Source organism: Nitrincola alkalisediminis (assembly GCF_009821115.1).
GTDB lineage: Bacteria > Pseudomonadota > Gammaproteobacteria > Pseudomonadales > Balneatricaceae > Nitrincola > Nitrincola alkalisediminis.
Genome location: NZ_VYTY01000017.1, coordinates 1 through 14,275 on the forward strand (window position 1 = coordinate 1; position 14,275 = coordinate 14,275).

Annotated in this window: 16 protein-coding genes; 14 read left to right on the top strand and 2 right to left on the bottom strand. The window is 45.8% G+C overall.

Annotated features, from left to right (window positions below):
* Positions 1-705: 705 nt before the first annotated feature.
* From F5971_RS17485 to F5971_RS17530, 12 genes are all read left to right on the top strand, one after another.
* Positions 706-1,377 carry a hypothetical protein gene (locus F5971_RS17485; protein WP_193496369.1) on the top strand — a complete coding sequence of 224 codons (672 nt, stop codon included), beginning with the start codon at positions 706-708 and terminating at the stop codon, positions 1,375-1,377.
* Positions 1,377-1,712 carry a hypothetical protein gene (locus tag F5971_RS17490; protein ID WP_193496372.1) on the top strand — a complete coding sequence of 112 codons (336 nt, stop codon included), beginning with the start codon at positions 1,377-1,379 and terminating at the stop codon, positions 1,710-1,712. The genes F5971_RS17485 and F5971_RS17490 overlap by 1 nt, the downstream gene beginning before the upstream one ends.
* A 138-nt stretch (positions 1,713-1,850) precedes the next feature.
* A complete protein-coding gene (locus F5971_RS17495) occupies positions 1,851-3,713 on the top strand; it encodes a hypothetical protein (RefSeq protein WP_112159978.1) in 1,863 nt (620 codons plus the stop codon).
* Between the two features lie 101 nt (positions 3,714-3,814).
* A complete protein-coding gene (locus F5971_RS17500; protein ID WP_223116356.1) occupies positions 3,815-4,294 on the top strand; it encodes a hypothetical protein in 480 nt (159 codons plus the stop codon).
* A 104-nt stretch (positions 4,295-4,398) separates the two neighbouring features.
* A complete protein-coding gene (locus F5971_RS17505) occupies positions 4,399-4,956 on the top strand; it encodes a hypothetical protein (RefSeq protein WP_193496376.1) in 558 nt (185 codons plus the stop codon).
* Between the two features lie 93 nt (positions 4,957-5,049).
* On the top strand, positions 5,050-5,556 hold the full coding sequence (locus F5971_RS17510; RefSeq protein ID WP_193496378.1) for a hypothetical protein: 507 nt from the start codon (positions 5,050-5,052) through the stop codon (positions 5,554-5,556).
* A 105-nt stretch (positions 5,557-5,661) separates the two neighbouring features.
* Positions 5,662-6,639: a hypothetical protein gene (locus F5971_RS17515; protein ID WP_223116357.1), complete on the top strand. Its 978-nt coding sequence runs from the start codon at positions 5,662-5,664 to the stop codon at positions 6,637-6,639.
* An 85-nt stretch (positions 6,640-6,724) separates the two neighbouring features.
* Positions 6,725-7,213, top strand: a complete 489-nt coding sequence (locus tag F5971_RS17520; protein WP_193496380.1) for a hypothetical protein — start codon at positions 6,725-6,727, stop codon at positions 7,211-7,213.
* Positions 7,214-7,342: 129 nt separating this feature from the next.
* Positions 7,343-7,858: a transposase gene (locus F5971_RS18615; protein ID WP_246187838.1), complete on the top strand. Its 516-nt coding sequence runs from the start codon at positions 7,343-7,345 to the stop codon at positions 7,856-7,858.
* Complete coding sequence (locus tag F5971_RS18620; protein WP_246187839.1) at positions 7,780-8,559, top strand: hypothetical protein; 780 nt, start codon at positions 7,780-7,782, stop codon at positions 8,557-8,559. The genes F5971_RS18615 and F5971_RS18620 overlap by 79 nt, the downstream gene beginning before the upstream one ends.
* Before the next feature lie 51 nt (positions 8,560-8,610).
* Positions 8,611-8,856 carry a transposase gene (locus F5971_RS18625; RefSeq protein WP_246187840.1) on the top strand — a complete coding sequence of 82 codons (246 nt, stop codon included), beginning with the start codon at positions 8,611-8,613 and terminating at the stop codon, positions 8,854-8,856.
* 327 nt (positions 8,857-9,183) lie between these two features.
* Positions 9,184-9,537: a hypothetical protein gene (locus F5971_RS17530; protein WP_193496382.1), complete on the top strand. Its 354-nt coding sequence runs from the start codon at positions 9,184-9,186 to the stop codon at positions 9,535-9,537.
* 68 nt (positions 9,538-9,605) lie between these two features.
* Here F5971_RS17530 and ltrA read toward each other — a convergent pair whose 3' ends face one another.
* Positions 9,606-10,940 (bottom strand): group II intron reverse transcriptase/maturase, encoded by a 1,335-nt coding sequence (gene ltrA, locus F5971_RS17535; protein WP_246187841.1) that lies wholly within the window; start codon positions 10,938-10,940, stop codon positions 9,606-9,608.
* A gap of 649 nt (positions 10,941-11,589) precedes the next feature.
* Between ltrA and F5971_RS17540 the strand changes: the two genes are divergently transcribed.
* Positions 11,590-11,796: a ParD-like family protein gene (locus F5971_RS17540; RefSeq protein ID WP_193496384.1), complete on the top strand. Its 207-nt coding sequence runs from the start codon at positions 11,590-11,592 to the stop codon at positions 11,794-11,796.
* Complete coding sequence (map, locus tag F5971_RS17545) at positions 11,789-12,562, top strand: type I methionyl aminopeptidase (protein ID WP_193496386.1); 774 nt, start codon at positions 11,789-11,791, stop codon at positions 12,560-12,562. Before F5971_RS17540 ends, map begins: the two co-directional genes overlap by 8 nt.
* 525 nt (positions 12,563-13,087) lie before the next feature.
* On the opposite strand, the gene F5971_RS17550 is transcribed toward map, so the two are convergent.
* Positions 13,088-14,131 (bottom strand): IS110 family RNA-guided transposase, encoded by a 1,044-nt coding sequence (locus F5971_RS17550; RefSeq protein WP_193496388.1) that lies wholly within the window; start codon positions 14,129-14,131, stop codon positions 13,088-13,090.
* Positions 14,132-14,275: the final 144 nt, after the last annotated feature.

Below are 14,275 nucleotides of genomic sequence, written 5' to 3' on the forward strand. Positions count from 1 at the left end.
ACAGCGATGGCGGCAGTCGAAAAAAGGAATTTCCTATATAAAAGTAGGCGTCCAAGACGGTGCCAGCGGTTCAGTCCAACAAGGCGTTGAAAGAGGCCTCGAAAGTGATAGATTGGATGATACATCCTAAATTTGGTGCTGGCGGGTATTTTTTTTGCGCTTTCGTCGGCTCATTAACTAAGCGTTAGCGGGCCACTGGGCTGGTCGGCTTTTAGGTGTTTCATGCGGCGCGATGGGTCTTGAGTTTTTATCGGGCAGTGATCTGCCAAGCGATTAAATCAGAGCACTGAAATGGCAATTTGATTGTGCCGCTGGCAACGGCAAGCCCTGAACTGGGCAGCGGCGTTTAGCAGGTACAGTGTGGCGGCCAGTTGGGCGCTCTGTTCGTGCTGGTGGTTTTGGTGGGTGCGTCGGGTCCGGCGCAGGTAGCAGGTTCGTCGCGAGTTTCTTCGTGCACTGTCCGGCGGCTACCGCTAAACTGAATTCATTGTTGGTGTAACCTGGACGTAAGGCATGGAGTTTAGCAACGCAGTTTCTATGGCATCTCAGGTGGCACCGCTAACCAGGGCAAGCAAAGGGACCGCTTTACGCTCCACCAATTTGCAATTCGCTGCGCTCATTTTATTGCAAATTGGTTCCGCTACAAGCGTCCCTTGTTGCAGGCGTTACATGTCATTCAGGCCTTGGAGAAAATAGAGACTAAATATGGAAAAAATCGTCAAGCTACAGCTAGCTTTATTCTTTCAAAATCAGATGTCTAGACCTGACAATTTGATGAATGGCGTCAACTCATCAATGGGGAATTTGTTTGATGCAATGCCTCAAATATTACCTATTCCACCAGAGGCACCTGCCGAAATACCCAGAGTTCAAATGCGCTCTGAAAATTCAAAGTACAACTGCAACATCGCGTGTTCTAGGATTGATTTTATATTAAACGGAGACTTCCGTGACGAGATCGCGTGGCCGGATATTACACGTGACTTTTTAGCAAAGGCTAAGCTTTTTGTAAGTTATGTCTTTAGTGAGTCTAAGATTATTCGATTCGGTCTTATTGGGAATTTTTTTATTCCTGATAAATCAGCGTCTACCTCAATGACAAGGAAGTACTTGAAAGTTGACTTAAATTCAGCTGAAGAAATCAATTTACGTTTTAACAAGAGGTCTTCTAGTCATGGCTTTAGCCTTAATAATATAACATCTATAAACACGGCTGTTGCGGAGACAAATGGTCTTGCTGACAAAGGTATTTTCATTGAATTAGATGTTAATAATATCCCTACTGATGAAATCATTAAAACGGACAGCTTGCTGCAATTTATAGAAAAGCAAATGCCCTCTTTCTCCCCTGATAAAGTTAATGGACTGGTGAGATAATGGGAAGTTCATCTACAAGTCAAACCACTTTTACAGGAAGCTCGTCCACGCAGCCAAATGAACTACAAGCATGGCAACAGAAAGCTTTAGCCGACGCATCTAAGCCAAAAACACCAGCACAAATTCGCGCTGCCGGCGATGTTAAAGTTAAAGTTGGTGTGCTGTGGCTTGTGGGTGTAACCTGTTCTATATTGGCGATCTTTGGTGGAGTTGTTTTCATCAAAACACCCGAACATGCAAAAGACTTTTGGGTCATGATTGCACCAATAATTACCGCAGGAGTGACTGGAACAATTGCTTTCTTAACTGGAGAAAAAGCTGGTTCTGGCAAGTAGTCATGTAACAAGGCCAAGCACGGCGACAGCTTTTTCGTTGCGGCTTCGCCTTCACTGCAAAGCTGCGCGTGTTGGCGGCGTTATGCAATTATGGGTAGTTTTGGGAAGCCTGCAAATGGGAACCAGAGGGTGCGGTAAATGAGTATAAAAATTGAATCTAATGATCTGAAAGACCGTCAAAGGGCCTTGCATAAATCGATAGAAAGTTTGATGACAAAGCTGCCTGAGGAAAGCGCAACACGGAAACAATTAGATAATCATCGGGAGCTTTTTGACGATGCGGTTTCTTATCTCTCAAACTCAGATCAAAGACTGGCATTTATCGGTAACATAGGTACCGGGAAGACAACCGCCATATGCCATCTACTTGGCTTGTTAGATGGAGAAGAGCCGATTCTTAGCACGGGTAGCGGTCGTACTACGCTATGCGAAGTGGAAATATCTTTTGGTTCTCAACTTGAGATCGAAGTCACTCCGCATTCCGAAGCTGAAGTAAGGGGCTACCTCACGGACTTTGCTCAGTACTTACTATCAGATATCGAAGAATCGGATAATTCAGAGCCATTTAAACTGAGCGCCGAAGTTGAGAGGGCGCTCCGTAACATGCTTGACCTCCGAATATCACGTACAAAAACCTCCGAAGGCAAGCGAATAACTACGGACAACGCTAAAGATTTTGCGGCCAATTACCAATCTGTCGAATTGTTAAAAGAAGCGTTGTTGGAACGTCTTGATTATACAGCTCGTCATCAAACGCGATTCACCAGTGATGATGGAGTAGACCAATACGAGTGGTTGCACACAACATTCAAAGCTATCAATAGCTGCACTCATCCGAGCGTTGGTCTATCCAAGCATATATGCATATTGGCGCCGCTAAAACTTTTCGATGACGTCGATTACTCTCTGTCAGTAGTTGATACAAAGGGTGTCGATCAGACGGTTAACCGTGCGGATCTTGATAGCTGCCTTACAGACAATCGTACTGTCAGTGTACTGTGCTGCCGATTCAACGAAGCGCCCGATAAGACAATGTCCGGATTACTGAAGCTTGCCAAGGATGCAGGTCTGAATCACCGAATTGCCAAAGAAACAGTATTGTTAATTCTTGACAGGGAGAGTGAAGCTGAAAAAGTTATCGACATAGATGAACCTGTTGGTGATAAAACTGAGGGACGTGAGATCCGTGCTGAGCAGGTCGTTAATGATCTAAGGCACACACTACAATTAGACAACCTAGATGTGCGATTTTTCGATGTAAAGTCTGATGATCCGAAGGAACTTAACAAACTGTTGGTCGAAAAAGTTTCTGTGCTGCGCGGTCAATATGCTCAGACTATTGTCGATATCGAGAAGGCTATTGTCGACATCGAAACTGAACTGGTCTCTCAATCAGCTACAGCGGCGAAGAATCAGGTTAAGAATACGCTGGAACCTTGGATAAAAAAGGCTCAAGGCTGCTCTCCGGCGTTAAGAGAGTATTTTTTACCTTTAATTAATGACATTAGAAACAAGGGTACATATGCTGCTAGTGTTCGAGCTAGTGTTAATCGCAAGGGAGAGTGGCATAATCTCGATTACTATCAGCTTTTAGCTACAGGTGCTCGTCAGCAAGTTGTGGACCAAATCGGCACGCTAAAGGATGAATTTATCGTACTAATCGATAACATGCTTTCTCAGAATGAACTACAACCTGCTTATGCGCTGCTTAAACAGTTGAAACAAACAACTGAGAAACGACTTGGTGATATTTACCAAAAAGCGTTTGCTAAAGGACGCGCGGTTTATGAAGGAAAGCTTTCATCAGATAGTCAGCTCTGGAATGGTTTGTTTCAAGAGTGGGGAATGGGCCCTGGATACAAGGATAGGGTTTCCGGTAAATCTGAAACTTGGTTTCACGCGAAAAAATATCCAGAGTTTGAATCTAGCGTTACTAGTCAGGTTGTTGAGGAATGGCAGCGTTATGTAAATGAGGTGCGAGATATGCTGGGGGCTGAATAGATATGCATAACAATCGCAGGCACAGCGACAGCTTTTTCGTTGCGGCTTCGCCTTCACTACAAAGCCGCGCGTGCTGCGGGCGTTAAATTCATAAGGAGAGTATGGTGCCGACACTAAGCAAAAAAGACGAAGTGGTGCTTGCCGAGCGGGGTATCTCTGTCGAAAGTGGGGTATATGGCGTAAATATTATTTTAACGTCCAAAGGACTTTGCTGGTTACTGAACTACCTGCACTCATCAGGAAAGCAGGGTTCACTTCTTTCTCTTAAACTTTTGAAAGAGGTTGCGGGATTTCAAAAGAATAGTGATAGCTGGCGAGAACTACGTATAGTTGCCTCTCGTTTACCTGCTTATGATACACAGTACTATCAGTTGTCAATATATCTTAACGGGTCGCCTCCAAAAGCATTCATGGCGCTCCCTCCAAATTTACGTGCAATTCCTCGCACCTTTAATATGCCGTACTTAGAATACGGTATTTTCAAGATTAAAGGTGATCAGGCGACAAATATAGCGCTATCAGCATCTGAAGCGGATCTCCTCGAAAATGGTGAGGCAGTTATTGCCGATGGTGTGAATTGAGCGAGAATTTAACAAGGCCAAGCACGTGACGGCTTTTCTGTTACGGCTTCGCCTTCACTACAAATCCGCTCGTGTTGGCGGCGTTACATGAATCAGGAGAGATCGTGCGTAAAAAAATAATTGGAGAATATGGCGTTATCGAGACAATTATCTCAGTAGGAGTTTTTGGCTTTCTTTGTTACTTTAACTGGCTATTTTTTAAAGGAGTTATAGCAGGTGATACGATTACGCAGCACATTTTGTTCATGGTCATATTTATCGACCTTGTGTGTTTGGTCATAGTGGCCCTTCCTTACCTATCCAAAAAATCGGAAAAAGTATCCAATGAAAAACTTAAGATTTTTCTCGATTTACCGGAAAAAGACTCAAGGTTTACATTTTCTACAATATCAGGTTTCTTAAGCGACCAAGCATTGGCGTCATTTTTAGCAACAGTATTAATTTTCACAGGTAAAGAGGCTCTAGCAACATATGGTGGTGCCATCGCAGCTGTATATGTTGTTTTCCTTTTTGTCGTTGCAATAGTCTTAGGAACCGTATCTCTAATTAGATTTATTACTCATTTCACAAAATATCACGGTGCTTTTTATGCGCTAGCTTCTGCTTTATCTGCAGGTGTAATGTTTGCCTTCTTTAATGTAGGCTTAAAAATGGCAGCATAAATTCATGTAACAAGCGCAGTCACTGGGACAAAATTTCCGCTGCGCTTCAGTTTTGCCCGTGCTGCGGGCGTTATGCATCAATTGAGGCTTCGAATGCGCAGAGAGATTAACGCCGAAGAACTTGAATTCTTCTATAGAGCAACTGGTGAAGCTATTTGGCATTTGCAGTATGTAGAAGAGGCTCTGTGTAAGTTCTATATCATGTGTTGCGTCCACTTTAAATGTGACGGTATTACCAGGGTTAACGCCGAAGAGATGCTTGCGAAAGTAAGTAAGAAGACTCTTGGACAGCTAATTGGGTTGCTTGAAAACACTGGTCGAGTTCATGAAGTAATGCTGTCTGATCTAAAAGAGTTTAACTCATTAAGAAAGTGGGTTGTCCATAACTCAATGAGGGAAAATAGCGAAGATTTATACACTGATCAAGGAAGAGAGCTATTTGCTCACAAAATGCTAAATTTCACTGATATGGCTATATCTATTCACAAAGGTATTTCTGATAGTTTAATGAACTTGGTTACTACAACAGGGTATGCAACTGAAGAGCAAATAATGAAAACAGCATACTCAGAAATAAATCGGCGAAAGGGTAATGCATAACAAACCGCTCAAATTCGTTCCGGCCACAAAAAGCGTGGCCTCCACCGGACTCGCTAACGCTCGCCGTTTAGCGGGGCGTTAGCCAAAAGGAATCAGCACGAACTCATGTCTCAGCAGCCAAGCTTTAACGTAAATGCGCTGACCAAGCTTGGTGAGCGTACTGAATACGAGACTTGGCTTCTTGAAGCTGTTTACGCTCTTGCCGAACAAGAGCTATTTCCGACTTGGCCCGATGGAGTAATCTACTCAGTACAGAAGTCCAAACCCCAGTTCATTACGCATGGGCGCGCCAATATCATCATCGGCGATTGGCGGCCTGAATTTTTGAACGCAGGGGCACCTCTTGTCTTTGTTTCGACCTTCAAGCTTCTCGACATGCTCATCGAATGGATCCTTGAAGAGAATGGATTCGCGCCGACGTTTCGGTTTCAGCAGAAGTTGCAACATCTGCATAACTCCCCCATCTTTCCACCTGTTCTCGAATCCCGGATCTGGTTAAAGGAGCGTCTTGTTGGCCTGTACAGCACACTCGAACCGCTTCGCGGAACGATCATTCATGACAAGCACTTCACTGCAACAGACGGTGCCATCCGCATCGCCAGTTCGAAGAAAGGAATCATAGGAGCGCCTGTCGAGATCAGTGCTACTCTGCTTCGGAAGCTTTCATTTACAATCGTGAGCGTCCTGAAGTACGTCGATGGTACTTGGTTGCTCGATGATTTCCGCGAAAAGACACTGCGCCACTACTTGGATGAGCTTGCGGCGCTACATGGACTGTCCTCCTTGGGTCAGAAGCGCCCCATCCATACGTGCGTAAGAGTGTACATGGGAGGCTCTGATCCGCTTCTCGTTGACCTGATGTCAATCCATAGTGATCTTGCAGCGAGATATGTGAATCAGGATTACTCCTTTGACTTGCGTGTTTTAATGATCAGGGATGACGAAGTAGTTGATGCTTACCTTTTTCCTTGGCCCGTTTTGGCAGTACGGACCGATGACTGGACCCATACAATCAATGCTAAAGAATACAGAACCACAATACCGGATGACATCGAGCCTGAGCATGTGCGGAACACTGGCTAACAATGCCATCAAATTCGCTCCCTACGGTCGCCGGACGCTCGTGCCTCGCGCCGTTTATGGCTGGCGCTAGCTGATAACGAAGAGTATGAGCATAGATTGGAATGCAGTCTTAAATGGAACCATCACATTTTTTCTTCTCATAGTTTTGAAAGCTCTTCTTGATCTAAGGCTTGCTCAATTCTCTGTCAAATGGCTGTCATGGATTCCTCTGAGAAATTACCTCCGTGATAAACCAACGCAAATATTAGGTAAGTGGGATCAAGTATGGGGATCAGCAAATAGCGCATCATTTGAGTCCGAAGTTGATCGGCATGGACATCCTGACATAAAGCAGCTTGGCTCATACTGTTATGGTGAATTTATATCGAAAGGTGTCACCTATGTTGTTTTTGGCAGGGTCATGGGTGATTATTTCGTTGGAGACTGGTACGAAAAAAAAGATCCAAAAGGTTACTTTGGAGCATTTCAGCTACAGATTCACGATTCAAAGAATATGAAAGGACGTTGGGTTGGCCATTCGAAGACCGTTCATGAAGTGAAAGGTGATGAGTGGGTTTGGAGAAAAATAAGCTAGAAAATCAATCAACTACGCGCCTTCGGCGCCGGACGGCAAAAAGCGCCGCCGGTTATTGAAGCGTTCAGGCTGTAGAAAAACCTCTTCATTTATGATGTGATTAGTTTTTAAGGAAACGGAGGCTTCAGGATGGCAAAGTTCAAACATTACGACTATAACCAGATGTCGATGGTGGTGATCAACTATCTAGAACAGATCCAGCCTGGTACCTTTGAGTTTGCCCTTCATTACCTGATTTCTGAAAAACTCGATCTCACCGCTTTCCATCAGCCCTATGAAAATGATACTGAAGGTCGTCCAGCATACGACCCGGCTATATTGCTAAAGATTATTCTATTCGCATATTCAAAGGGCATTACATCCAGTCGAGAGATTCAGTGGTGCTGCGAAACCAATATCATATTTAAGGCATTATCTTGCGATACTATTCCGCATTTCACCACGATTGCTCACTTTGTCAGTAGCCGTGGCCTAGCGATTGAAGCCTTATTTGAACAAGTGCTGCTGATCTGTGATCAACAAAAGGATTGCTGGGTCATGAACTCTTTGCCATCGATGGTTGTAAGATGCGTTCTAATGTGTCGAAGGAATGGTCTGGCACGTTTAAGGAGTTGGAACAAAAACGCCAGAAGCTCAAACGCTTGATTCACCATCATCTCAGTGAGCATCAGGAAAGGGATACCCATGAAAGCGAAGAAGCGCTGGAGCGTGATATTCGCAAGGCCAAGACCATTCAGACACTGGATGCGGCGGCCAACAAGATCGGTGATTTTTTAAATCGCAGTGAGCCAAGGATGGGCAAGGGCAAACGCAGCAAGGAAGTGAAGAGTAATATCACTGATCCTGAGTCAGCAAAAATGACGACCAGTAAAGGCACCATTCAAGGTTACAACGGTGTTGCTGCCGTCGATAAGGAGCATCAAATTATCATTGATGCACAAGCCTTTGGTGAAGGGCAAGAACACCACACTCTGCAACCTGTATTGGAAAGTATCAAGGCTCGTTATCAACGACTGTGCATTAATGACAACGTATATGCGAGTGGCATCATAGCAACCGCCGATACGTGTTTTGCGAATGAAGCCAATATGGAATACCTTCACCAGAACCATATCAACGGCTATATTCTTGACAATCAATTCAGAAGTCGTAATCCCAAATTCGCACACCAGAAAGACAAATACGGCAAGCGCCACCAGACACCCGGTAAACCTAAAGCTAAACACCTTATTCCAGCCAGTGAATTCCAATTTGATCCAGTAAAGATGAGTTGCATCTGCCCAGCGGGTGAACAAATCAGTCATCGCGGTGTAAAAATAAATGATCGAGGACAGCGCACAGCCTAGTTCGAGGGACGCTTACTTCAGTGCCGTCATTGCGATATAAACAATAAGTGCATGAAAAACCCTGCGTCGGCTAATCATCGAAAGGGTGCGGGCATGCAAGTCAGTTTTACACTTAGCGACCAGCGAGCACCAACCTATACCGATTGGATGAAACATCGTGTGGATAGTCCGAAAGGAAAGCAAATTTATAGCCATCGAATGTCTGTCGTTGAACCTGTATTCGGCAATATTTGCACCAACAAAGGGCTGAACCGCTTCAGTTTACGAGGTAAAAGTAAGGTTCAGGGACAATGGTAATTGTACTGCTTGGTGCATAATGTTGAGAAGTTAGCGAAATACGGAAGCTTGAGTGGATAAAGCGAGAATGAGGTAGACCTTGCCATTGAATGAGGTTTTGAAAAGCCAATTGCCGAAGGTCTGCATAGGTTAAAGCCGTCTAGGCAGGATAAAGAACGGATTGCTGATTGAGATTAGCAATTGAAAATGAAAAATATAGATCGAGCACTGGCGGAAAACTTGTCGAAATTAGGTTTTTCTACAGGCTCGTTAAATGTATAGCTTAACCATTCAGAGATTATGGCTAAGTCAATAAAATAACCTACTAAAACCCAAAGGAAGGCACCGTTGTCAGTAGATCCTATTCGTGAATATTTCGACATTCTCCTCATGGCTAGTTCCTCAGAATCTGTTGAGTTTAGTGAGTCATCTTCTAGCGTGGATATGAAAAAAGTTATGTCCTTGCATGAACAAGGGCTGATTACTGGCAGAGACGAATCAAGCCTTGCAGAGCTAAAATTAATCAAGGTATTAATCACGCCTAAAGGAGCCGTACATTTAGCTGAATGGGGCTCTTTATTAGAAAAGATGAGCATCAAATCACGCATATTCTCAGTTATAGAAAAATTTGCGTGGGCTTTTGTAGGCATGTTCTTTACTGTCACCGGAGCTATCCTCACAAAAATATTAATCAACATTTAATCGGGTAACCGGGGGTCTCTAACCCCCAGTCCCCACAACACCCTGCATGCGGCTCCGCACAGGGCGTTTCATTCAGCATAGTGAAGCTTGATCCATCCATCACGTAGCGATGCCAGCCCAGCCTTCTTCAATCTTTCGTTCGACAACGCCTGATTGATACCGGGTGTTTTGGCGCTACGCCATGGGCCTTTGCTGGTGATCCCGCACGCGACTGCGGCTTGTACATGCACTCCGAGCTTCATTAAATTCCTCACTTTGGTACGTGGCTTTCGCCATTGACGCCAGTAGGCCATTCGAACTCTGCGGCGTATCCAGTGATCCAGATCACAGCAAAGCTGATAGCAATTGGCGATTCCAAAGTAATTGATCCAGCCACGTATAAACTGGCTGGTCTTAAAGAGCTGGTAGTGCATGCTGACACCCCAGTTGCGATTGGTGAGTTCCCGTATACACTGCTTGAATTTATGCAGTGTTTTCGGGTGCCATTTGATCAGGCCACTCTTGAATGTAAAACCCAAGAATTTACTGTCGCTGGTTTTCACCACTTGGCTTTTCTCTGTGTTGACCACCAGTTTCAAGCGGTTACTCAGATACTTTGTTACATTGTGCAGGACTCGTTCACCCGCTCGCTGACTTTTCACCAAAATGATGAAGTCATCGGCGTAACGAGCAAATGTGTGTCCACGCTTTTCAAGTTCTTTATCCAGAGGATCGAGCGTGATGTTGGCCAGTAAGGGCGACAACGGACCGCCCTGTGGAACACCTTCTCTGGTTTCCTGGAAGAGCTGGTTATCGATAACCCCAGCTCGCAGATACCGAGCAATCAATTGATTCAATCGCTTATCGTGAACCCGTCGGCCCACTAGCGACATCAGCAAATCATGATTAACTCGGTCAAAGAACTTTGACAGATCGACATCTACAGCAATGCGCCGTTTCTGTTTGATGATCTGCTGCACCTGCTTAACCGCTTGCTGCCCATTACGTCCCGGACGGAACCCATAGCTGTGCTGTGAGAAGTTCGGGTCGAAGATGGGAGTGAGCACTTGAGCAACGGCTTGTTGAATCACGCGATCCACGATGGTGGGGATGCCAAGCATCCGCTTACCACCATCTGGTTTCTCTATCTCAACACGTCGGACTGGTTGAGGGTGGTATTGACCAGCCTGGAGCTGGTCTTTGACCTTTTCCCATTCGCCAGCTTTGGCCCATGCAGGGAAGTCGTCAATGGTCATGCCATCAACACCTGCGGCTCCTTTATTAGCTCGAACCTGTTTCCATGCCCGCTGAAGATTCGCGGGTTTGAGAACCTGCTCGAATAGATCGTTGCTAAAGGCTGGCTGCGAATCAATACGCTGAGTCACGTCATTGCCAGGCGGCATTCGTGTATTCAAGTTTGACAAGGCTCCTCCTTTATCTGAATGTTCAGGCCTTCACCGTGTCCTGCCCATTACGGCAGGCATTTGGCTACTATGCCGTCTGCTGACTTCTGCTTAATCACCTTGAGGATTACTCCCCTTGGCGCTATCAATGTTTCATCAATTCGCTTTTCCGGGCTGATGAGTTCCCAGAAACCGAGGCACTTCTTAGCCAGAGCCTCACTGGCTTTTCATTGATCGCTGGTTAAGCAGATCTCCCCAGATAAGGACATGAACCTTCACTGCACTGCTGCATCATTTACGGTGGCCGTTAGATCACGTGGCTTCGTTGTCTTGTGCCAACTCGCCTCCAGCCTACGCCTCATATGATGTTCTTGTTCATCAGCTCGCAGTTTTGCTAGCGGCTTCCTCCAGACAAAGCCTCGCGACTTTGCCCTTGCCATTCGCTAGTAGTTATCGTCTACTGGTCTGATAAATCAGGGTAGACGGTGATCTTCCTACAGAGGACTTTCACCTCATAAGTTCATGCCCATGCTGGGCGTACACAAATCAAGGCAAGGGACGCAGCAAAGCTGCGCCCCTGCTTGAGGCGTTAAATTCCTCACGGACCATATTGCCAGTCCAGTATCGTTGATATATGATTCGTATACATATCGTATATCGAGGGCTAACTATGGGAATTGTTAAGATTGACGACGAACTGCATGGAGAGATTCGCAAGGCGAGCTCGGTTATGGTTCGCTCTATCAATGCTCAGGCTGAGTATTGGATAAAGATTGGCATGCTCGCCGAGGCGAATCCCAGTATGTCTTTTTCTGAAATTATGCGCGACCAAATGAAGTTGGCCGAAGTAGACCTAAGGAAAGTTGTGGGTGGCTAGCATAAAACTGAAAAGTGCTGAAGAATTGAGTGTAATGCGGGAGTCCGGTCGGCTTCTGGCAAGGGTTTTTGAATACCTTGATGGCTATATTGAAATTGGTGTCTCAACGATGGATATCAACGATTTGGCGGAGAGGTTCATCATTGACCAGCTACGTGCTCGACCAGCGAGTAAAGGTCAGTATGGGTATCAATATGTTCTGAATAGCTCTGTAAACAGCGTTGTATGCCATGGTGTTCCTTCAGCCACTCAAAAGCTTAAATCCGGTGACATTATCAACGTAGACATAACGTTGGAGCAGGGAGGATTTATCGCTGACTCGAGCAAAATGTACATGATCGGTAACGTGACTCCGGTCGCTAGGCATTTGGTTGATAAAACCTATGAGGCAATGTGTGAAGGGATACGGAGTGTAAAGCCTGGCGCGACCCTTGGTGATGTTGGTCATGCCATTCAGAGCCATGCCCAAAAACATGGCTATTCTGTTGTTCGCGAGTATTGTGGGCATGGGATTGGACGAGAAATGCATGAAGAGCCACAGGTTCTGCATTATGGCCAGCCCGGTAAAGGTTTGGCTCTGCAGGAAGGGATGGTGTTTACAATAGAGCCCATGATTAACCAGGGGAAGGCCAAGGTTAAATTAAAGAAAGATGGGTGGACAGTTGTCACCAGTGATAAAAAATTATCTGCTCAGTGGGAGCATACGGTCGCCGTTACCTCCGATGGTTACGAGGTTCTGACGCTCAGAGCCGAAGAGCGAATTTAACACACACATATGAGCCCCTCCGGAGTCAATAGATAAAACCGCTCTTCTGGCCGCGTTAGCGGCCAGTTTGTTATCCATCAGCAAGATAGACTGCTTCATCTGTCATCATGGTTGCCAGGCGATAGCCTGCAACAAACACATATCGGGGCTCTCTTATCTCATGCTCAATGAGCGCCTGCTGATTTCAGCTTCCGTACTGGTAGCAGGGGAGGGGCACCACGCCTACAAGGATGTAGGCGATAGAGCGACGCAGGAAGCCAAAGCCGGGACATTCATCGGTTAACCTGTTGCTGGCACTATTCAAGTGTGACGGGCTTAAAGCCAGTTAGTTTCAGGCTCAGTACAGGTGCAAACCATCTTGCTGATGGTAGTGCGCGGCGGCAAGGTGTCTAATCAAACGATCTGGCTACGGCTGTGTGCCAGAAGATAGGTGATTAAGCTTATATGGCTAAGGGTAACCCAATCTTCATTTGAGCATCAGCTAGGGTGTTCCAGTTAGACGTTCAGCTCACCTTGCCCCGCGACTTAACCAGTTAGGAAACGTTTTTCATCGAACCCCTTTTGATTTTTCAGCATGTAGTACACGCAGCGACCAATCTTATGCGCTAGGGCGGAGAGTGCTTTGGCTTTGCTCATGCGTTTTTGTAGTTTTAATAGGTAGTTTTTTGCTTTGTCGTTACCGCGCAGGTACAGCACAGCAATTTCGCCAAAGGCCCACTTCAGATGCGCATTGCCAATTTTATTGCCTTGGGTGCCGTAGCTCTTGCCTGCTGATTCCGCTTTACACTTAATAAGCCGACTGTACGACGCAAAGTCCTGTACCGTGCTAAAACGGCCAATGTCACCGACTTCGTATAGGATAGTCAGTGCCAGAATGCGACCAATGCCAGGGAAGCTGGTGAGGATGTGGTAATCTCGACCGTTGTGGTGCTTGGCATGCTTTTCAATAAAGCACTCAATTGAGCTGAGTTCATGGCGGTAAAACGCGATGATGTTTAAGTCCAGGTCAATATTGCGTTGCACGAACACATCATCAAAGCAGTTCCGCATCGCTTCCCGAGCGCAAGGGTATTTTAGATCCAGGTTATTCGGTGGCAAATTGTATTGGCTGGTGGTGTTTTTCACATGCGCTTTTAAATCGGCACCATGCCGAACGATACGGGTACGACGACGGAGTAAGTCACGAGCAGCACGCATCTCGGGTGGATACACATAAGCCAACGGAAAATTGCCACCACGAATAAGATGAGCGATCTTATAGGAGTCAATGCGATCATTTTTGGCTTTGCCGCCATGGATAGCCTTCATGTAAAGCGCATGGCCCAGAATAAAGTCGATGCCATGTTGAGCACAGAAATCGCTAACCCAGTACCAGCAGTGCATGCATTCAACACCGACAACAGTGTTGCCGATATAGGGCGTTAATAAGTCCAGTAAGGGTTCTGGTCGTGCTTTGATTTCGCGGTGCAGGATGGTTTCACCGGTTTCATCCAGAATGCACACGTATAAAGACCGTGCATGTAAATCTATTCCACAATAATACGGATGTTGTGTAGTATAAAATCTCATTGGGTCTTCTCCTTTTTGGGTTTCGTCGCCTTTCAGCTTAGCCAATCTGGCTAGGCTGAGGGAGAAGGCTCAATGAGTATCAAGCAATTTAAGAGGGATTCACAACGCTTGGCACTTTTGCTTCTACTTCAAATTTAGTGTTTA